Source organism: Lysinibacillus sp. COL-1 (assembly GCF_059814265.1).
On sequence record NZ_JCAWSJ010000004.1, the window covers coordinates 2,101,408 to 2,127,072 of the forward strand.

At 39.6% G+C, this 25,665-nt stretch carries 23 protein-coding genes and 1 other annotated feature; of the genes, 15 read left to right on the plus strand and 8 right to left on the minus strand.

Going from position 1 to position 25,665, the window contains the following annotated elements; translation table 11 throughout:
* Nucleotides 1-482: 482 nt before the first annotated feature.
* Nucleotides 483-2,369 carry an FAD-dependent oxidoreductase gene (locus AC6BKE_RS18800; protein ID WP_499857658.1) on the plus strand — a complete coding sequence of 629 codons (1,887 nt, stop codon included), beginning with the start codon at nucleotides 483-485 and terminating at the stop codon, nucleotides 2,367-2,369.
* A 191-nt stretch (nucleotides 2,370-2,560) separates the two neighbouring features.
* Here the strand turns inward: AC6BKE_RS18800 and AC6BKE_RS18805 are convergent, their stop codons facing one another.
* The gene (locus AC6BKE_RS18805; RefSeq protein ID WP_499858323.1) at nucleotides 2,561-3,727 is read right to left on the minus strand and encodes an MFS transporter; all 1,167 of its coding nucleotides are present in this window, start codon (nucleotides 3,725-3,727) and stop codon (nucleotides 2,561-2,563) included.
* A 138-nt stretch (nucleotides 3,728-3,865) separates the two neighbouring features.
* Entirely contained in the window at nucleotides 3,866-4,156 is a 291-nt protein-coding gene (locus tag AC6BKE_RS18810) for an ArsR/SmtB family transcription factor (RefSeq protein ID WP_499858324.1), read from the minus strand.
* Between the two features lie 76 nt (nucleotides 4,157-4,232).
* Nucleotides 4,233-4,451: a binding site (T-box leader), on the plus strand.
* 44 nt (nucleotides 4,452-4,495) lie between these two features.
* Between AC6BKE_RS18810 and argS the strand changes: the two genes are divergently transcribed.
* The 4 genes from argS to recQ all read left to right on the plus strand — a co-directional run bounded on the left by argS (nucleotide 4,496) and on the right by recQ (nucleotide 10,634).
* Nucleotides 4,496-6,169, plus strand: coding sequence for an arginine--tRNA ligase (gene argS, locus AC6BKE_RS18815; protein ID WP_499857659.1), 1,674 nt, complete (start codon nucleotides 4,496-4,498; stop codon nucleotides 6,167-6,169).
* 151 nt (nucleotides 6,170-6,320) lie between these two features.
* Entirely contained in the window at nucleotides 6,321-7,496 is a 1,176-nt protein-coding gene (locus AC6BKE_RS18820; protein ID WP_499857660.1) for an MFS transporter, read from the plus strand.
* Between the two features lie 254 nt (nucleotides 7,497-7,750).
* Complete coding sequence (locus tag AC6BKE_RS18825) at nucleotides 7,751-8,854, plus strand: hypothetical protein (RefSeq protein WP_058844425.1); 1,104 nt, start codon at nucleotides 7,751-7,753, stop codon at nucleotides 8,852-8,854.
* 7 nt (nucleotides 8,855-8,861) lie between these two features.
* Complete coding sequence (gene recQ / locus AC6BKE_RS18830; RefSeq protein WP_058844424.1) at nucleotides 8,862-10,634, plus strand: DNA helicase RecQ; 1,773 nt, start codon at nucleotides 8,862-8,864, stop codon at nucleotides 10,632-10,634.
* A 54-nt stretch (nucleotides 10,635-10,688) separates the two neighbouring features.
* Here recQ and msrA read toward each other — a convergent pair whose 3' ends face one another.
* Nucleotides 10,689-11,210, minus strand: a complete 522-nt coding sequence (gene msrA, locus AC6BKE_RS18835; protein WP_089933578.1) for a peptide-methionine (S)-S-oxide reductase MsrA — start codon at nucleotides 11,208-11,210, stop codon at nucleotides 10,689-10,691.
* A gap of 174 nt (nucleotides 11,211-11,384) precedes the next feature.
* On the opposite strand from msrA, the gene AC6BKE_RS18840 reads away from it, so the two are divergent.
* The 3 genes from AC6BKE_RS18840 (at nucleotide 11,385) to AC6BKE_RS18850 (ending at nucleotide 14,056) form a co-directional block, all read left to right on the plus strand.
* On the plus strand, nucleotides 11,385-12,335 hold the full coding sequence (locus AC6BKE_RS18840) for an LCP family protein (RefSeq protein WP_036126458.1): 951 nt from the start codon (nucleotides 11,385-11,387) through the stop codon (nucleotides 12,333-12,335).
* 64 nt (nucleotides 12,336-12,399) lie between these two features.
* Nucleotides 12,400-13,599: an AI-2E family transporter gene (locus AC6BKE_RS18845; RefSeq protein ID WP_141904389.1), complete on the plus strand. Its 1,200-nt coding sequence runs from the start codon at nucleotides 12,400-12,402 to the stop codon at nucleotides 13,597-13,599.
* A gap of 91 nt (nucleotides 13,600-13,690) precedes the next feature.
* Nucleotides 13,691-14,056, plus strand: coding sequence for a cupin domain-containing protein (locus tag AC6BKE_RS18850; RefSeq protein ID WP_340811108.1), 366 nt, complete (start codon nucleotides 13,691-13,693; stop codon nucleotides 14,054-14,056).
* A gap of 71 nt (nucleotides 14,057-14,127) precedes the next feature.
* Here the strand turns inward: AC6BKE_RS18850 and AC6BKE_RS18855 are convergent, their stop codons facing one another.
* The gene (locus tag AC6BKE_RS18855) at nucleotides 14,128-15,303 is read right to left on the minus strand and encodes an aminotransferase class I/II-fold pyridoxal phosphate-dependent enzyme (RefSeq protein WP_058844421.1); all 1,176 of its coding nucleotides are present in this window, start codon (nucleotides 15,301-15,303) and stop codon (nucleotides 14,128-14,130) included.
* A gap of 825 nt (nucleotides 15,304-16,128) precedes the next feature.
* Here AC6BKE_RS18855 and AC6BKE_RS18860 point away from each other — a divergent pair.
* Complete coding sequence (locus AC6BKE_RS18860; protein WP_036126442.1) at nucleotides 16,129-16,944, plus strand: AAA family ATPase; 816 nt, start codon at nucleotides 16,129-16,131, stop codon at nucleotides 16,942-16,944.
* Between the two features lie 44 nt (nucleotides 16,945-16,988).
* Here the strand turns inward: AC6BKE_RS18860 and AC6BKE_RS18865 are convergent, their stop codons facing one another.
* Nucleotides 16,989-17,783, minus strand: a complete 795-nt coding sequence (locus AC6BKE_RS18865) for an enoyl-CoA hydratase/isomerase family protein (protein WP_036126440.1) — start codon at nucleotides 17,781-17,783, stop codon at nucleotides 16,989-16,991.
* Between the two features lie 366 nt (nucleotides 17,784-18,149).
* Between AC6BKE_RS18865 and AC6BKE_RS18870 the strand changes: the two genes are divergently transcribed.
* Nucleotides 18,150-19,025, plus strand: a complete 876-nt coding sequence (locus tag AC6BKE_RS18870; protein WP_036126431.1) for a tyrosine-type recombinase/integrase — start codon at nucleotides 18,150-18,152, stop codon at nucleotides 19,023-19,025.
* A 43-nt stretch (nucleotides 19,026-19,068) separates the two neighbouring features.
* Here AC6BKE_RS18870 and AC6BKE_RS18875 read toward each other — a convergent pair whose 3' ends face one another.
* The 3 genes from AC6BKE_RS18875 to AC6BKE_RS18885 form a co-directional block, all read right to left on the minus strand.
* Nucleotides 19,069-19,923 carry a transglutaminase family protein gene (locus AC6BKE_RS18875; protein WP_036126429.1) on the minus strand — a complete coding sequence of 285 codons (855 nt, stop codon included), beginning with the start codon at nucleotides 19,921-19,923 and terminating at the stop codon, nucleotides 19,069-19,071.
* Between the two features lie 61 nt (nucleotides 19,924-19,984).
* Nucleotides 19,985-20,950 carry an alpha-E domain-containing protein gene (locus AC6BKE_RS18880; protein WP_342545210.1) on the minus strand — a complete coding sequence of 322 codons (966 nt, stop codon included), beginning with the start codon at nucleotides 20,948-20,950 and terminating at the stop codon, nucleotides 19,985-19,987.
* On the minus strand, nucleotides 20,904-22,394 hold the full coding sequence (locus tag AC6BKE_RS18885) for a circularly permuted type 2 ATP-grasp protein (protein WP_499857661.1): 1,491 nt from the start codon (nucleotides 22,392-22,394) through the stop codon (nucleotides 20,904-20,906). Before AC6BKE_RS18885 ends, AC6BKE_RS18880 begins: the two co-directional genes overlap by 47 nt.
* 76 nt (nucleotides 22,395-22,470) lie before the next feature.
* Here AC6BKE_RS18885 and AC6BKE_RS18890 point away from each other — a divergent pair, with 76 nt between their 5' ends.
* The 5 genes from AC6BKE_RS18890 (at nucleotide 22,471) to AC6BKE_RS18910 (ending at nucleotide 25,599) form a co-directional block, all read left to right on the plus strand.
* Nucleotides 22,471-22,884 carry a hypothetical protein gene (locus AC6BKE_RS18890; RefSeq protein ID WP_036126425.1) on the plus strand — a complete coding sequence of 138 codons (414 nt, stop codon included), beginning with the start codon at nucleotides 22,471-22,473 and terminating at the stop codon, nucleotides 22,882-22,884.
* Nucleotides 22,885-23,371: 487 nt separating this feature from the next.
* The gene (locus AC6BKE_RS18895; protein WP_499857662.1) at nucleotides 23,372-24,334 is read left to right on the plus strand and encodes a tyrosine recombinase XerC; all 963 of its coding nucleotides are present in this window, start codon (nucleotides 23,372-23,374) and stop codon (nucleotides 24,332-24,334) included.
* Nucleotides 24,335-24,388: 54 nt separating this feature from the next.
* Nucleotides 24,389-24,886 (plus strand): DinB family protein, encoded by a 498-nt coding sequence (locus AC6BKE_RS18900; RefSeq protein ID WP_499857663.1) that lies wholly within the window; start codon nucleotides 24,389-24,391, stop codon nucleotides 24,884-24,886.
* Between the two features lie 175 nt (nucleotides 24,887-25,061).
* Nucleotides 25,062-25,211 (plus strand): hypothetical protein, encoded by a 150-nt coding sequence (locus AC6BKE_RS18905; RefSeq protein WP_036126419.1) that lies wholly within the window; start codon nucleotides 25,062-25,064, stop codon nucleotides 25,209-25,211.
* Between the two features lie 217 nt (nucleotides 25,212-25,428).
* Nucleotides 25,429-25,599, plus strand: coding sequence for a hypothetical protein (locus AC6BKE_RS18910; protein ID WP_058844418.1), 171 nt, complete (start codon nucleotides 25,429-25,431; stop codon nucleotides 25,597-25,599).
* Nucleotides 25,600-25,665 lie beyond the last annotated feature (66 nt).

The window sequence follows — 25,665 nt, forward strand, 5'->3', positions numbered from 1 at the left end:
GCTGTAACTTTCTTTTTGGATGAGACGTCTACATTGTAGTGTGATTAACTGTTTTTGCAAAAGAATAGAAAAATGACATCATTTACCACATGGATATTATTTGCTTCTTCACAAAGCTATCAACTAAAATAATGCTGATTGTTTACATTCAAGGAAACAGCGTCCTGATCATCACTGGTGTGTAGGCACGTCATCCCCGATTTGATTGCTAGCCGATCGTTCCTTTCAATCATCCCAGTTTTCGCAACTAGCATTGTCTAACAGATGGACAAAAAACATCCAATCCTCAAAAAATGATTACATTCATGAGTTTAGGTGAATCCTTTCAAACCAAAGAATTCCGTAGATGAGGCGTTTTAGTTAGCTTTACAGACATGCTTTCATATGGATGCACAGAAAATAGGACATTCAGCTCTTCCAAGAGGCGGAAATGATGATAAAATAAACATGTTTGTGGAAATATTAGTTATCGGAGGTACTTTATGGGTAAGGGCTTATTATGGACAGCCACTTGTGTAATAGTAGTTTTACTTGGGTTTGGAAGCTACTATTTTATAAAAGAAATGACGAACTCTATGGCATACAATAAATTAGTGGATGAGTATAAAAAGCCAGAGCCAATCAAAAATATAGAGACAGAGTATGATGTCATTGTCATTGGTGGTGAACCTGAGGGAGTAGCTGCGGCAGTGGCTGCGGCACGAAATGGTGCTAAAACTTTATTGGTAGAAAAACGACAAGAGTTAGGTGGATTATTTACATACGGTATGTTGAATTTCCTTGATATTCCGCGTGATGGTCGTAACAACTCAATTAGTGAAGGTATTTTTAAGGAATGGCATGAGCTGGTGACAGGGAAAGATGCGTTTGGCATTGTTGGTGCTAAGGCTGCCTTTAAAAAACTGATCGATGAAGAACCTAATTTAACCTTGTCGGTGCAAACCGAGGTCGTGAAAGCGAATGTTCATCAACAACAATTAACGTCAGTGGAATTAAAAAATGAGTACGGTACATATGTAGTGACAGGGAAATCATTTATAGATGCCACGCAGGATGCTGATTTTGCGGCCATGTCCAACGTTCCTTTCTTTGTGGGAGGAGAAGATATTGGCATAAAAGATAAACGCATGGCTGTGACATTAATGTTGCATTTGAAAAATGTCGATTGGGATGAAGTAAAAAAAGCGGCTAAATCCGATGTGTTTGGCGGTGCTAATTTGAATCATACCGTGATGTGGGGCTTTACAAAGCTCCATGATGAATACAAGCCTTTGCAAGAGGGTACAAGATTAAGAGGGTTAAACTTAGCTCGTGTAGATGATGAATATTTTATTAATGCATTACAGATTTTTGGTATTGATGGCTTAAATGATAACTCGAAACAAGCTGCTATTGTCGCAGGAAAGAAAGAAACGTTACACATTCTAGAATATTTACAAGCGAATTTTCCAGGGTTTGAAAAGGCTGAAATTATTAGCTATCCAGAGGAACTTTATGTAAGAGAAACGAGACATATTTGGGCGGAATATCAATTAACGATGGCTGACCTGTGGAAAAATAGTGACCAATGGGATAGCATTGGGATTGCTTCTTATCCAGTCGATGTGCAAGCACAAACGCCGCATGATTATGGGTATGTCATTGCAGCGCCAAAGCAGTATGCTATTCCTTTCCGTTCATTAGTACCGAAGGACATTGATGGCTTATTGGTGGTTGGACGCTCTGCAGGGTATTCATCACTGGCGGCAGGTAGTGCGCGCATTGTTCCGACAGGGATGGTGACAGGTGAAGCGGCTGGGACTGCGGCTGCACTAGTCACGGAAGAGGATGTAACCTTTAGAGATATGAGCAAGGATAAACAGTTCATTGCTACGTTAAGAAAACAGCTCGACAAACAGGGAGCCTATGTTGATTCATTTTCTATGGAGTACCCATATCAAGGGAAATGGTATGATGAAGCTATTCAAACACTCATTAACTATGGCCTAGTGGTGGGTGGTTATGATAATGATTTAAAAGTGGACAGCCAGGCGACAAAAATAAAGTTTGCTAAAATGTTAAAAGAGAGTATGCTACGAGCTGGTGGAGAAAGTGCAGCAGGTATGAGTGATCAGCTCGAAACTGTCATCAATAAAGTTTATAATAATGGCGAAGAAGCCATTGAACGTGATGAGATGGCTCAATATTTGGCTGATGTCCTCATTGGTGAATCCAATGCGACTAGCTGGGATACATTAATGGAAAAAGGAATTGTCACTGAAAAAGTAGCAAAGAAAATTTCAGACAATAAGAAATTAAAATTAAAAGAGATGTACGCCATCATGGCTGATGTCATTCATTATGTAGAAAAGAAGCATTCCTCTTCTTGAGGAATGTTTCAGACTGTAGACAAGCTCGAAAAATTTGAGCGTTTGCCTACAGTTTTTTTATTTTACAATAATATAAAGCCGTTGATTTCCACTATGGGCAGCCTCACTCAGTCAGAGATCTCCTTTTGTTTCAAGCAACCTTTACATATAGTGTTAAACGGAAGTATTAAATTTGATCCTTTTGATTTAATCTATAGCTCATAAATGTTAACACTGAGGCTATGAGCGCTAAGATTCCACCAGCCCACGAAAGTTTGTCTAGACTGCCAGAAGCTACGACAAATCCTCCTATTGCAGAACCTAATGCCAATCCCCACATTAACAGCTACAGGGGTTAATGAGGATGCAAAGTCTTTTGCAGAGGGAGAATATCTTTCAGCTAAATCCATGAAGTAGAGTTGGACAGTTGCATTAACAGCATATAGCATGACAGCCATTAACATAATAGTCAGTAGCCCTAACCATATAGAGGACATCGTAAAATACAGAGTAAATAAGATAATGGCCTGAATAATGAACGTATAGCGCAATTTACCTAAACCGTTATGCTGAGCAATCTTGCCAGCTAAAAGATTACTAAAGATTGAAAAGAAGCCATAGATTAAGAGAACAATACCTATGTATTTCGTTTCAATACCAAGTTTTTGTTGTAAAATTGGCGTAATAAAAGTATAGATTGTGTATGTTCCAGCAATCGTAAAAACAGGAATGAAGAATGCTAGAATGATTTTAGGTTGCTTAAATAAACTTAATTGCTCTGATAGTGAACTTTTTGTTGCTTTGATATTTCGAGGTAGCACAAACATGCTGATGATAAAGGCAATCCCGCCTAAAGCTGCCGTTAACCAAAATGTCATGTGCCAATTACTCCATTGTCCAACCATTGTTCCTAGAGGTACACCCATGACGTTGGCAATGGTAAAGCCCGCAAATATGAAAGCAATGATAGAGGATCTTTTTTCTTTTGGCATACTATCATTCGCTATGGACATGGCGAATGCTGTAAGTACGCCGCTGACAACAGCCGTAACAACTCTGGAAGTTATTAAAATACCATAGGAACTAGAGAGGGCACTTACAATATTTCCAAGTATAAAGAGGGAAATCAATACTAACATGAGTGGATATTTTGCAAATCTACTAACAAAACCGGTTAAGATGGGTGTACCAATCGCATAGGCGATAGCAAATCCAGAAATCAAGGAACCAGCTGTGGCAATTGGTATACTTAAATCTGTAGAGACCTCCGTTAATAATCCTACAATAACAAATTCACTTGTTCCCATGACAAACGTTAATAAGGTTAATGTGAAGGCTAAAATTTTATGTTTATTGCTAAATGCATTTTCTTTATTCATAATCAAAAAACATCACTCCTTTATATCAATATATCGAGAAATTTCGATATATTGTGCAAATGTATACGAAACCTAATAACTATAACGTATCTATTTATCGTGAATAATCGATATGGCATTTTAAACAGAAACCCAATTTTAATCATTTTGGGTATCTGATACAAGAAACGAGGCAATTTGATGAATCGTTTCTTCTTTTAATTTATAATATGTCCATTGACCAGGACGAAAAGATTCGAGAAGTCCAGCCTTTTGCATCATATTTAAGTAGTGAGAAACGGTTGATTGAGAAGTTTTAGCTTTCTCCTGAATATCACCAACACATACGCCTCCTTCGATACTCACTTTTGGGAAATGTTTCTCAGGTTCCTTCAGCCACTGTAAGATGTTTAGCCTAGTCTCGTTTGATAACGCTTTGAAAATTTCAATTGCTAAATACCGTCATTATATTTTAAAAATGGTTGACGCCAATAAGGAAGTCCTGTAATATATGTCAAAATCATAGAAAAATTCGATGAAGAAGAGAGTAATTGATGGACAACTGGCAAGCGAGTTAGGGTTGGTGTGAGCCTAATGCAGAACCCATGAATGAAGCGCACTTTGGAGAAGATTCTCGAACAAGTAGTAGAGAATAGCGGGGCGTCACCTCGTTAACAATGGAAAGTGGTCATATTAAATGGCAACTAGAGTGGTACCACGGGATTATAATGCTCTCGTCTCTAATTTTAGAGACGGGGGCTTTTTTATTTGGACAGGAGGAGGATTAAGATGAATAAACAAATCGCTGAAAGTATGGCAGAAGTAGTAAATCATCAATTAACAGCAGATGATATTGCGTCATTATTAGAAAAACCAAAAAGCTCGGAGCTAGGGGACGTGGCATTTCCTTGTTTTACCTTAGCAAAAAGATGGAAAAAGTCACCACAAACTATTGCAGCGGATATAGCAAGTCAATTAAACAATGACAATATCCAGCGTGTGCAAGCTGTTGGAGGCTATGTCAATATTTTTCTAGATCAACAAAAAGTGACGCAACAAGTGCTAAGCAACATCATGCAAGCAAAACAATCATATGGAACTAATCAAACGGGGATGGGAGCTGTCGTCCTAGATTTTTCATCTCCTAATATTGCGAAGCCATTCTCGATGGGGCATTTACGTTCAACAGTCATTGGGAATGCTTTAGCAAATATTGCAGAAAAAAATGGTTATCAAGCGATTCGCATCAATCATTTAGGGGACTGGGGTACACAGTTCGGTAAGCTTATTGTGGCTTATCAATATTGGGGTGATAAGCAAGCCATTACAGCGTCTCCAATTGAGGAGCTATTAAAGATTTATGTGCAGTTTCATGAAGAGGCAGAGCAAGACCCAGCACTGATTGAACAGGCACGTGCCGCCTTTAAAGCGTTGGAGGATGGCGATGCAGAGGCACTGGCATTATGGCAATGGTTCCGAGATGTATCATTAGTAGAATTTCAATCAATATACGAGTTGCTAGGAATTCACTTTGATGCTTTTACAGGAGAAGCCTTTTACAATGACAAAATGATGCCTGTTGTGACAGAACTACAAGAAAAAGGGCTCCTAGTGGAATCAGATGGGGCGTATGTTGTGGAGATGGAGGAAATGCCCCCATGCTTAATGACGAAAACAGATGGAGCCACGCTTTATGCGACACGCGATTTAGCTGCTGCCCTGTATCGCCAACAGCATTACCAGCCAGAAAAGATTTTCTACGTTGTTGGCAATGAGCAATCCCTCCATTTTAAACAACTTTTTCAAGTCATCGAAAAAATGGGCTATGCTTGGGCCAAAAATCTACAGCACGTCCCATTTGGGATGATGCTCAAGGATGGCAAAAAAATGTCGACCCGTAAAGGCAAAGTGGTGTTATTAGCAGATGTGCTAGCAGAGGCCATTGCGACGGCGAAGCGTAATATCGAAGAGAAAAATCCCCATCTTCCTAACAAGGAGCGAGTAGCCCAGCAAGTTGGGGTTGGCGCAGTTATATTTAATGATTTGAAATACCATCGCCTCAATGATATTGAATTTTCGATCGAGCAAATGATGAATTTTGAAGGTGAAACAGGTCCTTATGTACAGTATACGTATGCCCGTCTTTGCTCCATTTTAGAAAAAGCAAACGCCCCAGCTGAAGTGATGACCTTCCAGCCATTAGGAGAGCAGGCTTGGCCAATTGTTTTATTACTGGAGCAGTTTCCGAAAGTGGTAGCTACGTCTTTTGATCAGGCTGACCCGTCCCAAATAGCGAAATATGCCTTACAATTGGCCCGTTTATTGAATAAATATTATGCCCAACAGAAAATATTAGCGGATGATGAATATCAAGCGTCACGTCTAGCACTTTGTTCATGTGTTGCGATTGTCTTAAAAGAATCATTCGCCTTATTAGGCATTGAATTACCTGAAAATATGTGACATCTACTGAATCAAGATAAAAAACAGCCATTTTCAAGAAACTGTCCCAAGATTGACCGTTTATCGAAAACATGGTAAAAGGAGAGAGGAATAAATAAACAAACTCTTTCAGCAATGAATGTTGAGTGGCAGTAGAGAGGATATTGAATAAATGGCAAAAAAACAATGGACCCTTTCACTTATACTAGTGGTCATCAGTATATTTTTTGTTGCACTCAATATGAGACCTGCAGTAACAGGGATTGGCCCACTTTATAATGTACTGATGACATCCTTACATGTCTCCAATACAAGTATGAGTTTTCTGACATCCATCCCCGTTTTTTGTATGGGTTTATTTGCACCTTTGGCTGTACCGCTTCAGCGAAAGGTTGGCACGAAATCCGCCATAACATTTTTAGTGGCTATTCTCGTCCTTGCCAATGGACTACGCCTTTTACAAGAAAGCTACGCTTTGCTCATTGTGACAAGCTTTGCAGCAGGCTTAGCTATTGCGATGATTGGTCCTATTTTAAATGCCTTTATTAAGAAAAAGTTTCCACAGCGTTTTACGACTGTGATTGGCATTTATTCCTTCGGCATTGGCGTAGGTGCTACATTAAGTGCGGCCTTAACGGTGACATTTTATCAAATTTTCGGCAATAGCTGGACCGTCGCTCTGGGGATATGGGCTCTACTTGCATTAGGGGCGCTAGTTATTTGGTTATGGGCCATACCATCACAGCAAAATGAACAAGTTCTAAAGATAACGACGACTGAACATGCTCGTAATCCTTGGACATCTGGACGTGCTTGGGCGATCTTACTGTACTTTGGCTTACAAACCTCGCTGTTTTTTTCGATGATGGCGTGGCTTACACCGCTGTTGCAGGATAAAGGCTTATCACTAGAGACAGCAAGTGCTATGCTGACGTTTATGTCTATTGTGCAAATGATCGGCAATATTGCAGTGCCGATGCTCATGGAAAAATGGTCAAGTCGAATGGTATGGATACTGGCACTAGGCTTTGTAGGATTAATTGGTTTCACGCTATTATGGCTTACGTCAGGCGTCTATTTATGGCTTGCTGTTTTATTAATCGGCATTGTTCTAAGTGGTCTATTTCCAATTGGCTTATTGTTACCGCTGGATGAAGCCAAAAATGATCTGGAGGCTAATAGCTGGTCATCCATGGTGCTATCAGGTGGCTTTATGCTGAGTGCAATTATTCCCATTATGATCGGGGTTTGCTATGATATCACAGGCAATCATACATGGACTTATATCATCTTTTTACTGTTGATGGTGGGCATTATCGTATCGACAGGACTGTTAAGAAAAAAATAATCGAAGAAGACATGTGAAGCAATGCGCATGTCTTTTTTAGTGAAAATTATTTTTAGGTCCAGTTATCCTCCAATCCTCATAGCAAATTTCGTATTTCATAAATAATAATAGGTAGAATGAAATATATTTAGCGGTGTTGTCGCATTTCCCTAACATTATTATAGAAATAATAATATTATGTAAACTTGAAACATCACAAATCCTTGATTATGATAGATAATAGAGAATGTTGAATAGAAAGTTTTGGTGAAGGTATGTATAAAAAAATGCTCGTGTTAGGAGCGACGGCTTTCCTCGTTACAGGCTGTGACAGTCAAATAGGCACAGGCTGGTTTCAAAGTAAAAATGCGGAGGTTCAAACAGAGGGGGCAGTGACTAAGCAAGAGGAAAAAATTGTCCCAGAGGTCAAAGTCATCGGAGAGTATGGTGTTGGGGCAGGCATTATTATCAAGCAGCAGGATAATCAGCTGTATATTTTAACAAATGGTGCATTAGTTGCTTCCAAACCGACGGCCCTTGTTCAATTTGGTCAAGACAAGCTAATGGCAGCAAATGTACATGTCATGTCAACAGCTCATAATCTAGCACTTCTACAAGTAACGTATAAAGCGAATGTGCATGTGCCAAAAACGTATGAAGGTGAGCTGAATCAGCTAGCCGTTTATGTGAATGGCTTGCCCTACACGATTCAGAAATATCAAGATAAGGTAGCGGCCTATTATATAGATGTGAAACAAGCTATGCCTTTAGGAAGTCCTGTGATGGAGGCTGAAAATGGAGCCATTGTTGGACTATATTTTAATCGTCAACAGCAAGGAGAGTCCCAGCCATACATATTGCCGATGAAGGAAATCCAATCATTCGTGGATAAATGGATTGAGGATGGCATGAAAGCCAGTGTACGATTGTCCCAATCCAAAAATTTATATCCCTATATAGAACAAGGTGACAAAGAAGCTGTACAGCAAGCAATTGAGCAATATGGTGAGAATGTGTTTGCGTATAATACAGATGAAATCAAGCTGTTTTTAGATACGTTCCATAAGCATTTAAAGGCGGCTGTGGCCATTCAGGATGCGAGTGTCATGAAACCAATTGTCGGAACAGAGGATTTACAAGAGACCTTGAATAGCATGGTTGCTTATTATGCTTCCAAACAAGCAAAGATCCATTTCTCTAATACCGATATTCAAGCTATTCGTATAGAAGGCCAGCATCTTATTCTACGTGCTAAAACGGAATATGTTTTGACGAATGCTGCAGGGCAGGAGGCACTTGCCCATTCCATCATACTGTATGAAATCGAAAAAAATGAACAGGGCGAGTACATGCTACTTCGTCTAACAAACGAGGAGTGAACTTTGCATGGAGCAAGCAAGACAAATGCTACAGCATCATTTTGGCTATGAAGCCTTTCGCCAAGGACAAGCCCAAATTATAGAACAAACATTACGAGGGCAGTCGAGCCTGTGTGTCATGCCAACTGGTGGAGGGAAATCCATTTGCTATCAAATTCCTGCATTAATGCTAGATGGGTTAACTATTGTCATTTCCCCCCTTATATCTCTGATGCAAGATCAGGTGGAGGCTTTACGTGCGGCGAACATTCCTGCCGCCTATATTAACAGTACGTTGTCGGCACAGGAAGTAGATGAAACGATGCAACTAGCGAGCGCAGGTTATTTAAAACTTCTCTATATTGCGCCTGAGCGATTGGAAAGTGTATCCTTTCTGCAAGCACTATCCTATTTACCTGTGCCGTTAATAGCGGTAGATGAGGCACACTGTATCTCGCAATGGGGGCATGACTTTAGACCAAGCTATCGCTCCATTCAAAAGCTGTTTACACTATGGTCACAAAAGCCCACGGTTTTAGCGCTGACAGCCACTGCGACACCAGCTGTCTGTGATGATATCCGCCAATTACTAACAATTGATGAGCAAGCGACAGTCATGACAGGCTTTTCACGTGAAAATTTGGCGCTGTCCGTACTAATTGGTGAAAATAAAGAACGTTATGTAAAAAATTATGTACAACAAAATAAACAGGAAGTCGGCATTATTTACGCAGCCACTCGAAAAGCAGTAGACGCGATTTATGACATGCTGAGTCGCTCTGGTGAAGCGGTTGCGAAATATCATGCGGGTCTGTCAGAGGACTTGCGAATAGCTGAGCAGGAGCGGTTTTTAAAAGATGAAGCACGTATTATGGTAGCAACGAATGCTTTTGGTATGGGGATTGATAAAAGTAATGTGCGCTTTGTGTTGCATTATCAAATGCCTCGTAATATGGAGAGTTATTACCAAGAAGCGGGTCGTGCAGGACGTGATGGTCTGCCGAGTGCCTGTATTTTATTATATGCTTCTGGGGACGTCCAAACACAGCGTTTTCTAATTGAACAAACACAGGATGAAGCACGTATAGCCCAAGAATTAGCCAAGCTCCAAACGATGGTCGATTATTGCCATACAGAGGGCTGCTTACAAAATGCGATTTTATCCTATTTTGCTGAAGAGCCAGAGGAGCCTTGTGGGCGCTGTAGTAATTGCAATGATGGGCGAGCAGTGACAGACGTGACTGAGGATGCACAAAAGGTGTTAGCCTGTGTGGTACGCATGGGACAAAAATTCGGCAAGACCATGGTGGCTCAGGTGTTGATTGGCTCCAAAAATCAAAAAATAACGGAATTTGGCTTTGCACGTTTATCGACCTATGGCATCTTAAAAGGAAAATATGCCTCAAAGGATGTTTCGAACTTTATTGAATTTTTAATTGCGGAAGGTTTACTTGCTGTGAAGCATGGGACATTCCCAACCATATATGTATCAGCGAATGGCAAGGAAGTACTTCTTGGCAATCGACAGGTTATGCGCAAGGAAGCTGTAGCAGTGAAGAAGCTGGTGGACAACGATCCTTTATTCGAACATTTACGCGTATTGCGCAAAGAGATTGCAGATGAAGAAAAGGTGCCACCATTTGTAGTGTTCTCTGACAAAACATTGCGTGATTTATGTGATAAGAAGCCAGCCGTACTGGAGGATTTACGACAGGTGAGCGGTATTGGTGAGGTGAAATTTGACAAGTACGGTAAGCGATTCTTTGACGCATTACAATCGTTTTTAGAAGCTTCCGTGTAATAGTGCTTATTACGTAGAAAGAGGTGTCTCTCCATTGTGAGACACCTCTTTTCATTATTGTTCCCAGTGCTTTGTTATGAATGTATCACGGCCAGAATTGGCACGATCTTGCTGATAGTGTTCCGTCTCTTTTTTATAATAATCTTGGTGATAGTCTTCTGCTGGATAGAAGCGTTCAGCATCGCGAATTTTGGTTACAATAGGTTTATCAAAGCGTCCACTATTGGCAAGCTTTTCTTTTGAGGCCTCTGCGATTTGCTTTTGCTCATCTGTGTAGGTAAAAATAGCTGTTGTATAGGATTCTCCACGATCATGGAACTGTCCATAAGCATCCGTTGGGTCAATTTGCATCCAGTAAATATCCAGGAGCTGCTCATAACTAAAAATAGCAGGATCGAATTCAATTTCGACCACTTCTAAATGGCCCGAAGATCCTTCCTTAACATCTTCATAGGTTGGGTTTTCTAAATGGCCGCCCATATAGCCAGAAGTCACTTTATGTATACCGTCCCACTCGACGAATGGCTTCACCATGCACCAAAAACATCCGCCAGCAAATGTAGCTTTTTCGATCATTTACATCATCCTTTCTTTTGTGAAAATATTATAGCATTGTTTTGCTCGAAACTGAGTAATTAGGTGTAAAATAATGATGAGATAGAAAAACATGGAATAGCTGATTGCCAAAATGAAACTTTCTAGCTAATCAATCGTTACATTAACTATATCAAAATAGAGGAGTTAGTTGTTATGGAAGAGCAAGATTATACGAGACGCTCCCAACGTCCTAAAAAACGTAAATTACGTAAAGGGAGAGCAATTTTTACACTATTATTACTGTGTATCATTGTCATCGTCGGATATGCTGTCATGCAATATCGCAGCGGGCTTGAGCTGGCGAATGATACGAAAGTAGCGCAGGAGGATTTTTCTGGAGATACAATCAAAGGGGATATTGAGAACTATTTAATTTTAGGAGTCGATACACGTGGCGAGGAAAAATCTCGTACAGATACGATGATGGTATTATCCTGGAATAAAGCAAACAATGATATTAAGCTTGTGTCCTTTATGCGTGATATTTACGCAGATATCCCAGGCTATCAATCCTATAAACTTAATACAGCTTACTACCTAGACGGTGTACAGCTATTAAAGGATACATTGACAAATATGTTTGGCTTACCGATTCATCATTATGCCCTAATTGATTTTAAAAACTTTGAATCATTAGTGGACATTTTAGCGCCAAATGGTGTGGAAATGGATGTAGAAAAGGATATGTCTGAAAATATTGGGGTAGAGTTAAAGCAAGGTGTTCATCATTTAAATGGACAGGAGCTATTAGGCTATGCTCGTTTCCGTCACGATGCTGAAGGAGATTTCGGTCGTGTTGCCCGTCAGCAAAAAGTCATTGAGGCTTTAAAAACAGAGCTATTAACGCCTACGAACATGTTAAATTTACCAAAATTTGTTGGAGCTGCACAGGGCTATATAACAACCGATTATTCATCTGCTGAGGAAATGCAGCAAGTGCTTAAATTGCTATCTAAAGGTAAGGTCAACATTGAAAAAGCAACGATTCCCATCGAAGGTAGCTATCAATTCCAAAACTTTAGTCATGCAGGCGATTCCATCGTCATTGATGTGGAGCAAAACAAAGCCTTTTTAAGTGAATTTTTAGGTATTTCACTGGAGTGATGTTTCGCAAAAACCAACATTATCCTGTAATATAAAGGTAGAGTATTTGGATTGGGGTGGATATATGGAAAAAGAAAGACCAAAAGAGCGTTCAAGCCTATTAGCAACCAAGTTTATTCGTTTTTTAGGTGGTAGAAACCTATTATTTATGCTGGTGATTTTATTACTAGTTGCATGTGTTATTTTTATGTTTAATCAGGTTTCCTTTATCTTTACCCCGTTACAAGTATTATTTGAAGTAGTGATTTTACCAGGGGTACTAGCCGTCATAGGCTACTATTTATTGCGTCCATTGTTGGCGATCTTGGTCAGATGGCGAATCCCAAGAATTTGGGGGATTTTAATACTATACATTGCGGTTATTGGTGTCATTACACTACTCGTTGTGTTGGTTTATCCATTTTTACGCGACCAGTTCACGAACTTAGCACAGGAATTCCCAGAGTATTTCATGAAGTTTACACAAAATATCGTTGCATTCTTGAACAATTCACGTTTTAACGATTATTTAGATAAAATTAATTTTGATTACAATGAAGTGGTTAAAAACTTCACTACAGATATGGTGAAAACTGTAAGGGAAACAGCTGCAAATGTAGCGCAAGGTGTGGCCACAGGTATTACGGGCTTCCTTTCAACCTTAACAGGTATTGTGCTATCACTTGTAACGGTGCCATTCATTTTATTTTACTTATTAAAAGAGGGCGAAAAATTACCGAAATTTATGCTGAAAGTGTGCCCACCACGTATGCGTAAAGAAGTCACTGAAATTTTCCATGACATGGACAAGCAAATTAGTTCATACATACAGGGGCAAATTTTAGTATCTATGTGTATTGGAGCAATGGTGACCATTGGCTTTTTAATCATTGGCATGAAATATGCTTTATTGCTTGGATTCCTAGCGATGATTACAAGTGTAGTTCCTTATTTGGGGCCAGTCATTGCCATTACACCAGCCGTTATTATTGCCCTTGTCACATCTCCATTGATGTTGATTAAGCTGGCGATTGTATGGACGATTGTTCAATTAATCGAAGGAAAATTCATTTCTCCTCAAATCATGGGGAAATCACTCAGTATTCACCCAATTACGATCATTTTCGTCTTATTAACGGCAGGCTCATTATTCGGTGTTCCTGGTGTTATTTTAGGGATTCCAGGCTATGCGATCTTTAAGGTGCTGGTGACCCATTTATTCAAGCTCTTTAAACAGCGTTACAACCGTTACGAAGATGATGTTCATCAAAAATATGATGTGTGATAAAAACAGCTACTGCCGTTTGACAGTAGCTGTTTTTTTAATGTGTGTTATCCTTATTAGTAGATTCATCAAAAGGATGGGGGAAAAGGGCATGACATACATACCGATTAATTTTCAAGAAAAATTAACTAAGTTTCAAGAGCATTGGTCTCCGAAAGTGATTGCTGAAATGAATGATTATCAATTTAAATTAGTTAAAGTACAAGGGGATTTTGTTTGGCATAAACATGATGATACGGATGAAGTGTTTATCGTCATTGAAGGGCAGCTAATCATCGAATTCAGAGATGGAGAAGTGCGTTTAAATGAAGGAGAGATGTTTGTCGTACCACGCCATGTTGAACATAAACCTTATGCGGCTTCTGAGTGTAAAATTCTACTTGTAGAGCCGATGGGGGTTGTCAATACAGGCGAAGCACAATCAGAGCTAACTGCTGAAAATGATGTGTGGATTTAACATTCCTGAATAGTCATAGTAAAACCCTTCTAACAGACAAGGTTAGAAGGGTTTATTATTTTTCAAAAGCACTAGCTTTGTGCCAGTAATTGCACTTGTGCTAAGCGATCAACAGCTTCTTGAAGAAGTTCCTTTGGTTGCACCAATGCTAAACGTAAATAGCCTTGTCCAGCCGTACCAAATACGGTGCCAGGAACGGTTACAACGCCAACTTGTTCAATTAATTGAAAGGCTAGTTCTGTACAGTCCATATCGAACGGATATTTTGCCCATACGAACATTCCACCATCAGATGGTGCGGCTTCCCAGCCTAATGCTTGTAAGCCGTTCATCAGGGTTTTATGACGTTCTGAGAATGTGGCACGTAAGCTTTCCGTAATTTCTTCTGCGTTATCAAGTGCGACGACAGCTGCATCTTGAATAGGCTCAAAAATACCGAAGTCTAAATTTGATTTTAATTGCTTAATAACGGCGATCATTTCAGCATTTCCTGCGATATAGGCAATACGCGTTCCTGCAAGACTAAAGCTTTTGGAGAGGGAGTTAATCTCCATGCCGACTTCTTTTGCACCTGGTGCTGCAAGGAAACTAATCGGACCGTCACCTGTAAAATAAAACTCGGAGTATGCCGCATCATGAAGGACGATAATATTATATTTTTTGGCAAAGGCAATGACTTTTTCAAAATACGCTAAGGACGGCATCGCTGGTACAGGATTCCCTGGTAAGTTTAAAATCAATAGCTTTGCTCTCTCAGCAATTTCTTCTGGGACAGCGTCTAAGTCAGGTAAATAACCATTATCGGCCGTTTGAGGCATGTAATAAGGTGTTGCCCCTGCTAAGTGAATTCCTGCATCATAGGCAACATAGGCTGGGTTTGTGGATAACACGATGTCTCCTGGGTCACAAAAGGCTATCGGTAAATGGACAAGGCCTTCTTGAGAGCCAATAGTTTGAATAATTTCCGTAGCGGGATCTAAATCGACATGGCTACGACGCTTATAGTAGCGACTAACGGCTTCATAAAAACGCTGTGTGCCTGTCAGTGTGTAGCCGTAAGATTCAGCTAACCCTGCGCGATAAGAAAGATGCTCACGTATTTTGGCATGTGGAGGAAGATCAGGGCTTCCTAAGCTTAAGTCAATCAAGGTCATGCCCTTTGCTTGCTGCTCACGGGCAAAATTTTTCAAATCTCCGAAAATTGCTGGTGTAAATAATGACATTTTTTTAGATGGTACGATTTTCAAAACTAGTACACTCCTTATCGTTGTATAAAGTGCAACGTCAATCCGTAGATGATTCTCTTGTCTACGCTAATTGTTTGTTTGCACAAATCGGGCTTTAACAGACCATTGTTTGCTTACGGGCCTGTTTATGCGAGATAACAGAATAGTAGTACACATTTTATCATACTAAAGCACAGAAATGGGCAGATATTCTGAAAAAAGAAAATATTTATATAATGTAGAGGATGTGTGCATAGGCTAGCGAAAATAGATTGTCTGATGTTGGGATAAGCGACTATAAATACCTTCAAAGAGAAAATTGTATTATACTGAGTATAAAGTTTTTCAGGTGGGGAGAGCATGCATCTTAACGATTGAATAGCTGACTCAGTAGTGAACGATATGTTGCAAGATTTCACTATTGTCTGCGCCGTAACAGAAACAACCTCCTTTTTACAAGATCGGACATAGACTTTGCTTACAGCTATACATACTGAATAGTATTAAAGGATAGCCATCGTATTGATGTTCCCCTATTATTGACAGTGGCAATGCTGGATGAGTATGGGCAAAACAAGCTGCCTATGCAAGTGTACGACGAGGCAGTCTTTACAAAACATGCTGAATCGTTCAGCATTACGATTTTCAATTGTCTACAGCCAAGATAGGGAGGTATTAAAAAAGCTATATGCCAGCGGACTAGCGGGCATTGTATGTAAAAACCTACGCAGCTGCTGACTATGATACTATGCGGAATACCATAGTTGCGGCATGCACACTATTTCGAAGCATGTATGAATGATACTACCTGATACGCAAACCATTTAGTAAGGGAGGGAGAGGGCAGTGAAGGTATATTCGTTAAGTGGACCAAGCGGCACAGGCAAAAGTACGAGTGCCCTTGCCTTTGCTCATAAATTAGGAGTGGAGGCTATCATTGATGATGGTCTTCTCATTGTCAATGGAATAAGAGTTGCTGGCATTTCTGCCAAATTCGAAAAAAATACAATTACCGCTGTACGACGTGCCATTTTTACGGAACAGGAACATCGTGAGGCTGTCAAAAAAGCGTTAGCAAGTCATAAGGTGCAGTCCATTTTACTGATTGGGACATCCACTAAAATGACGAATAGTATTGCTAAGCAGCTAGATCTTGGACCCATTGAACATTATTACGATGTGGAGGATGTTCGTTCCTTTAAGGAAATTCAAAAAGCTCGTTTTATTCGTCAAACGCAGGGCAAGCATGTGATGCCAATTCCTTATCGACAAGTGGAGCAAAACTTTTTTAAACGATTGGTACAAAAGGGCATGGAGATTTTTTCATCAAAGCGCGAAAAAATCGGGGAAACAACGATAGTGCGACCTGATTTTCAACGGGAGTACATTGAAATTAGCAAGCATGTTTATGTTCAGCTACTGACGTATTGCTGTAGTCAACAAGCAATTGTACAAAAGGTGGAACAGGCCCAATTTTTGTTAGGAGATCAGGCTCAAGCTATTCTGACCATACAAGTAAAGCTACCGATAGATTATCCATTAGCAGCGCGTTTACTAGAGCTACAGCAGGCGGTGCAGAAGGCGTTTTATTTACAATTTGGCTATGAATTAGATGCGATTCATGTTCATGTCAAGACGGCTATACAAAAGAAAAAGTCGTGAAAAACAGGTACTCCCAACGCACTTTGCGACGAGAGTACCTGTTTTTATTTTGGTTGACGGCTGAACTGTGGCTGACGTTTTTCCACAAAGGCACGACAGCCTTCGGCGAAATCGCTGCCTACAAACGGTGAAGAGCCTTGCCATAATGTCGGCACACTATCGAGACATTCTTGAACGGATTGCTTCACAGCAAGCAAGGACTCTGGTGACATGCCTGCCACAAGCTTGCCCATGCGAATCATATATTTATTTAAATCCTTTTCGGCTACTAAGTAGTTAAGCATCCCAAGCTTGAAGGCTTCCTCCGCTTTAAACATGCGTCCTGTAAAGACTAAGTCCTTTGTGGTCGCAGGGCCAACGAGCTGTACTAAACGTTGCGCAAATTTATTGTTTATGGTGATGCCTAATTTTCCGACAGGAATGCCGAGCTTGGCTTTGTCTGAGCCAATGCGGATATCACAAGCTAATGCCAATTCTAAACCAGCCCCCATCGCAGGCCCGTTGATGACGCCGATTGTTGGAATCGGAAGGCGCTCAATTGTGGAAATGGTTTTTTCCATATGTACAAACGCCTCCTCGGCTTGTTCAAGTGAGATGGCATTGAATTCTTTAATATCAGAGCCTGCGGTAAAGCTTTGACCAGAGCCTCGTAAAATGAGTACTTTATTTTTCGGATTGTCTAATACTTGTAGTGCAATCTTTGCTAATTGATCCCACATGTTTGCGGTTAACGCATTTTTTGCCTGTGGTCGGTGAATCGTAATTATCGCTAGTCCAGCTGTTTCTTGATAAATGATTTTTGCATCTTCTGCTTCCAATCGTGTCGTCTTTACTTGCATAGTGGAAAGCCTCCTACGTATTAATGTCTATCTTTATTATATAACACAATCAACTATAAACATGAAATGATATGAATTTTCACATAAAATTGCGTTGTTATACAAGAATGTAGGGAATAGTTAGCATTTATTGTTCTATAACAGAGGAGCGGAATTTACTATTGTAAGAAAGCAAAAGATATGAGAAACTACTGTAGGAACATATGTTTCTTATGCACGTAAGGGGCATTTGAAGACTGGAAGCGGCTTGTGTATCGATATTACAGATTATCCGACACTAAATTATTATAAAATGAATTGAAACACACGCACCCAAAATATAGTAAAATAAAATAACATGACGCACAGCAAACAAGGAGGGGCTATATGGTCACACTCAAGGAAGCATGGAATAGTTACATCTTACTGCTGCAATCATTGAAAAAAAGTGCTGCCACAAAAAAGCAGTACAACATAGATGGACAGCAATTTTTAACGTTCGCCCATGAACACCAATACTTGTATGTGGATCATCAATTAAAAAATCTATTACAGCTTTATTGTGACTATCTCAAGGAAACCTACTGCAATATCAATACATTTAACCATAAAATAGCGACATTGAGAGGCTTTGTAGACTTTATTTTTTTACGAGAATGGGTGACACCTTTTGATTATCAGCCCATTTTACAGCCGAAAAAAAGGCAAAAAGAGGTGCTGCAAGTACTGACCAATACGCAGATTATGCAAATTGCCAACGTTTGGCCAACCTATTTTCAATATGCAAAAACAGAGGAGCATGCTTGGCTGGCTAGACGCAATGGCTGTATAGTCCAAATGTTGATGGAAACAGGTTGTAAGCCTGCAGAGCTTGTGCGAATGAAATGGACTCATTTTAACGAAGAAAAGGCAACCCTTTTTATTGCGAATCGAAATGGCCGTCGAGAAATAAAATGTTCTCCTGTACTAATGGACATGCTAGCTCAGTATAAACTAGCGACAACAGTTTTACATGGGCAAGAGGTAGGGGAATGGGTTTGGGTAAGTGAGGCAAGTATTGTGAAGCCAATTTCAACGAAGACGGTGGAGCGTATTTTTCAAACGATGTCACAAGATATAGGAAAAAACATAAGAGCAACCGATTTGCGATATACCGTTATGCAACGGGCTTTTCAGCAGGAAAAAACGCTGGAGCATATCCAACAAGAAATGGGCTATGTGAGGAAATGGGTGCTGACAGAAAGACAGCAACGCTTCGAATAAAAGCGTGCAGTAATCGCGATTTATCACCATTACTGCACGCCTATTATAAATGATTCAATGCTTTGACACTCACTTTGACCGTTAAATCATGCTTGCCTCCACTATAAACACCTTCAACAGGGCTAATATCACTATAATCGCGACCTATACATAAAATAATATGATTTTCTAAAACTTCTACATTATTTGTTGGATCAAGACCAATCCAGCCAATACCTGGTATCATGACTTCCACCCAGGCATGTGTAGCACTATCACCAATGAGGGCTGAATTTTCATCCACATATAAGTAACCACTGACATACCGAGCGGGAATGCCTTTAGCTCGCAAAACAGCTAGCATGACATGGGTGAAATCCTGACAAACACCCCGTTTTAATGCAAATGCCTCACTTGCTGTTGTCGTTACAACTGTCGCTGTAGGATCATACTCAAAGCTAGCATATAAATATTGCATTAAATTAAGTGAAAAGAGCACTGGATTTTCAGCATGACCAATCGCATGATAAACTTCCTCTAATTGCTGATCGGTCATAAAAGTAAAATGAGTTGCTTTTAAATACGGTAAATAATGCTCATAAAATAGCTGTGAATGGAAAATGGTCTGCATTTCGGGCGAATATTGAATACGATGAATAAATGGTGCACGCTGAATACTAACAATCGAAGATGTATGAATTTCGAGTATTTGATGCTGCTCCGGTATATAAAAAGAACCAACTGTATTACCCCAAATATCCGTATGCTCACGGGTCAATGAGGAGGGCGTAATGGCAATTCGATACGATAATAATCGCTGCCGCTCATCACTGCGAGGCTTTAAACGAATCGTATTCAAGCTTTGATCGACTTCAGACTCATATTGAAAAATATTGGTATGCTGAATTTCAAATTTCATCGTGTCCGCTTCCTTCTGCTTACTGACTTGCCTGTTGAAAGGGAGCTGTGGTGGGTTCCTTTCAAGGTTGTATGCTGGGTTCATATAAATGATAAACTGTCGAAAAGGTATCACTAAAAGCTATACATTGCGACAGTCTTTCCTCCATTATAGTCATCGTTTCTTCAAGAGTCATTTGCCAAAAATCAAGATGATTGATTGCTAGGATGAGGCTACGAATGCTTGTATGCAGTGTTAAAAATCTTGAGGATAAAGAATCATGTTCAATCGCCGTAATAGCTTCCTCTATTTTCTTTAGACAAAACATCACAGAACATGGGAAATGCTCATCCTGTACTAAATAGCGAATAACCGCAAGTAAATTCGTCTGGCAATGTTTCCGCATATAAGACTCTCTTGCTGCTGTAAGCGCCAATAAAAAGCTACCATCATCCTCTAACAGGGATAGGCCCGACAGCTTCTGTTGTTCCACTATACTTAACGTCATCCGCAACGTTTTTTCTGCTCGTTCAAGCCATTTGCCAACCTGCATGAAATAAAAGGGAAGATCACGATCCATCGTGCTCTCGATTAACCCGTTCTCCATCCATAGAGTTTTTCTTACTTCCTGTAAAAATGCTTGAAGTTCAATAAGTGGGATTGGGCGTTCTCTTGTCAGTATGGCCTGTTGCTTCGTTAAATAAAAGGCATTTTGTATTTCCCATAGCTCAGTTGGTATACTATCACGCGTAACCCGTGCATTTTCTCGTATGGCACGTAATGTAACGTGGAGGGCATTGCCATTTTTCTCGGAAAAAAGTAGATAGTCAATCAATGGGTTGACACGTATGGCTGAGTAATTCGCTAAATATCCCTCCTTAGAGGCACAAATAGCTAAGACAGCCTCCCAATGATCAAGATAAGCATGTTCTTGCCCCGATTGCTCCAACATATTCAACAGCTGTACCTGTAATATATGTGCATTTGATTGTGTGCGTTCACTATACCGTGCCATCCAGTACAGCGCGTCGGCTACTCGACTTAGCATGCTGCAACTCCTCCTTTAGTATCCACGTATCCTTAGCACCACCGCCTTGTGAGGAATTTACGACAAGTGATCCTTCTTGTAGTGCCACTCGAGATAAACCGCCAGGCAACACATAACAATCCTCACCCTTCGTGACATAAACTCGTAAATCGACATGACAAGGATAGAATCGTCCATTTTGAAAGGCAGGGGCTCTAGACAATTTAATCGTTGGTTGTGCAATATATTGAAATGGCTGCTTGCTAATTTTTTGCTTAAACAAAGCAATCTCTTCCTCACTAGCATGCGGGCCAATCAACATATCATAGCCGCCAGAGGCACTCACATTCTTAATGACTAGCTCTTGAATATGTTCTAGCACCCATGCTCGTTGCTTATCATCTCCTAAATGATAGGTTTTCACATTCGGTAAAATAGGCTCCTCCTGCAAGTAATACCGAATCATCTCTGGTACATAGGCATACATTGCTTTATCATCAGCAACCCCGTTGCCAACAGCATTTAAGATGGTGACATGCCCCGCTTGATAGGCAGCCATTAAATGAGGAACACCCAATAAAGAATCCTCACGAAAGACAACAGGATCTAAAAAATCATCATCAATACGACGATAAATAATATCTATTTGCTGTAGACCATAAATAGTTTTCATATATACTTTCAAATCCTGTACCACTAAATCACGACCCTCTACGAGCTGTATATTTAAATGCTGGGCTAAAAAGACATGATCGTAATAAGCTGAATTGTACATGCCAGCTGTTAGTAGCACGGCTTTAGGCTCTCTCTCTGCTTGCATGGAAGGTGGGCGGTGCACAAGAAGTGCTTTTTTCATATAAGCGATGTGTTTATCAAGTGGTTGGATGGTATGCTTAGAGAAAAATTCAGGATACACTTCCTTCATGACATCACGATTTTCAAAGACATAGGAAATGCCAGAAGGGTTGCGTAAATTATCTTCCAATACATGATAATCACCCTTTTCATCCCGTATTAAATCAATGCCTGCTAAAAATATATGATTCGCAATCGGTACTTGGAAACCCATCATTGTTGCCGTAAAATACGGATTATTTTCAACAAGCTGTCTTGGAATAAAACCGTCTCGAATAATCCTTTGTTGCCCATAAACATCCTGCAAAAATAAATTGAGGGCTTGCACACGCTGTTTGACGCCTGCCTCAATCATGGCCCACTTCGTTTGAGGAATAATAATGGGGACACAATCAAAGGGCATTGTACGCTCAGTTCCATCTTGCGCTCCATAGACCGTAAAGGTAATTCCTTGTCTGAGAAAGCTTGCTTGTGCTTGTCGATACTTTTCTTCAAGTTGCTCCTGAGAAAAAAAGGATAGCTTATGATGAAAAGATTGATAATGAGGCTTCGGCTGATTGCCATCAAACATTTCATCGAAAAACAGACTAGAATCATATAAATTCATCATATGGATCGCCTCCGAATTCAAGTAGTAGTGAAAACATGTTACACTGTGAATAAATACATATAAGGAGCTAACAATCATGACCATCATTAATTTAATGCAAGCTTATGAATTAGATAAACTATCTAAATTAAATTTTTCAGAAGAAGAGATCTTACGCGCTTTACGTACGGGGGATGTATCAGCTTGGCAAGAACAAGTACCAAACTATGAATTTAATGAGACAATGGCTCTTTATAAAGAAGGGGAACAACAATTCTTAGAAGCGTACCATGGCCATTATCGAATCAAGTATGTAACATTGCCAGGCATCCAACGTTTATTGCAACTTCGCTTTCAATTAGAAGAAGGGAAGGATTACCAACTGTTAGAAACAGGTATCCAGCATTTAACGTGTAATGAGGAGACAGTCGCAAGACTTCAGCAAATGTTATCGACAAACTGGTCACTAACAAAACAGGCAGACGGTGCTTATTCAGTTTTTGTAAAATAATACCATTCTCGTTGTGAGACGAATCGACATGGGTAGTGACCCATCTTCTATTTTTTCGAAGCTTCTCACAGGGCAAGCAAATTGCGACTCCTCGTAATGGCTGCTGACTCTTTGTTTTCAAGTAAATAAACAATACTCAAGCTACCAAGTAGAAGTTACTTGATATTAATCACACCGATATTGCCATAAGACATAGCCCTTTTTGACGGTTTAGTAGAAGGTGGGCAAGACCAGCATTTAAGCTGAATCAAGATGAAGTATACTAGATTTTAATATTCATTTAACGTGAACTTTATGACTATTTTCCTGCAACTGTCACAAAAGATTTAAAAGGAAATCCTCTTTTTTAAAAAAGGGGATTTTTTTATTGCTTAAAAAGAACATTTGTTCTATATCATGAAAAAGGGCATTTTTTTCAATAAAGTTCCCAAATTTATATTTGGGAACGTTTTTTCGTGGTAAAATAGAGCAAATAGAGGTGATTAGCATGCAAAATACCAAGCAACCGAAATTCATGAAGGATTTTCTAGTTTATTTGACGACCATCAAAGGAAAATCACAGCGCACAAGAAAAGAATATGAATATGACCTAACCTTATTTTTCCGTTTCCATAAAGCAATCCAGGAGGATCTGGATATAGAAAATTTAGTAGCCATTGATATTGCCACTATTACAATAGAAGAAATTCGTGATATTACATTAGAGGATCTTTATTACTTTATGGAGTACTGTGAAGTACAGCGAGGAAATTCTGCTGCTTCGAGGGCACGAAAAGTGGCGACATTAAAATCCTTTTTCAAATACTTAAAAGGAAAACGTCGACTTATTGAGGAAAATCCAGCAGAAGAATTAGAAACACCAAAAATTGGCCGAAAAAGACCAATTTATATGAATCTTCAAGAGGCTACTCAATTTATCGATGGAATACCGATAAATCAGGCATCACCAAGAAATTACTGTATGATGATGTTTTTCTTGAATTTAGGAATACGTGTGACGGAGCTTTGCCAGCTCAATAAAACATCTATTCAAGGACGTTATTTAACGGTTGTCGGGAAGGGCAATAAGGAGCGTACTGTCTACTTAAACGATAGCTGTTTGCAGGCACTCGCAGATTATGAAAATAGTGGGAAAACGCCTTATAAGGGGGACGGGGATGAGCCTCTTTTCGTCTCACAAAAAGGAACACGCTTTACGCGCCAAACTGTTGCCAAAATCGTGAAGCGCATTAATCAACAATCAGGTCTTCAAAAGGAACGACTTACACCACATAAGTTGCGTCATACATCTGCGACTATGATGTATAAAGCAGGTGCAGATATTCGGAGCTTACAGCATATCTTAGGACATTCAAGTGTAGCGACGACTCAAATTTATACGCATATAGAGGACGAGCAGCTACAACATGTTTTAGAAAATAATCCCTTTAATATTGTGCGCGAGAGATGATTTTTACCCCTCTCTGTCGAATATAGTAGTATGCCAAATGAAGGGGGTTAACTTATGATGTTAGTAGCAAAAGAACAATTCGACGCAACAAGGGCGCAATTACTTCAAACGATTCAAAACTTAGACAATACAACCTTTAATGACAAACCAGATGCACAAAGCTGGAGTGTAGCACAAATCTGTCATCATCTTGTGTTAGTAGAGGAAGCAGCCAAAAAAGCCATTACATGGGGATTACAAGCCCAAGAACAATCATCACCTGCAAGAAAAAATGTTCAGCTTGTTGTTTTGGATAGAACAAAAAAATTTCAAGCACCAACTATTGTGGAGCCAATAGATCAGCCTTTTACCGTTCAGGAGATGCTAGATTTACTAGCCACAACAAGAATGAATTTTCTCGCTTTTTTACAAACAATTGAAGAACCTGAAATTTTAACAAAATATGCTGTGAAGCACCCAGCCTTAGGTACATTGCCACTCGATCAATGGATTGAAATGGTGTATTTACACGAGCAGCGTCATATCGAGCAAATACAAGAAATAATGAAATAAACATATGGCAAGTAAGTATAGAGGGATTTGAGCACACAAGTGTGAGCCAAATTCCTTTTATTGTTATATGCTTTTTCTATCATAACCTCTTGACGTGCTACATAATCTGTTATATATTAAATAAAAATAATAACAACTGTTATAAAACAGTTTTCAAATCAAGGAGGAATTTTTAATGACAAAGTATCGAGACGGCTATGAATTTTATTGTGAAATGTGTGAGCGTTATGGGTTAGAGCCAATTTCTTTCCGCTATTATGTATTACAGTTATCACAGCAACAACTGTCTGCTTATAACATGCAAGCAAAACAATTAGGCATTTAAAGGACGTGGTTATGACGGAAGCCGACGTGAATATTTTATGAAAAGCCCAGCCATACTAAATACAATGGTTCGGGCTTTTGCGATTTTTAAAAGAAATTTCAGATAATTTATTGACAAGCATCATACTCTGTTATATATTTTTAGAAAATAATATTACTGTTATATAACAAAAATCAAAAACCACATTTAGTAGCAATCATGAAAGGAAGTTAGAAGGGTGACAGATTATCGAGAGGGTTATGAATTTTACCGCCAAGTATGTGAGGAGCACGGACTAGAGCCTATTAATTTTCACTATTATATTTTAAATTTATCGCAAGAGCAGTTACATGCATATAACCAATATGCAAAATCATCAGAAGAGTCAATCGAATATGAGGTTTCTTAACTTGTAAAATACCTTATTACCTCTGTGGGTTCGTAAGGTATTTTTGCTTTCACAAAAAATTTACAT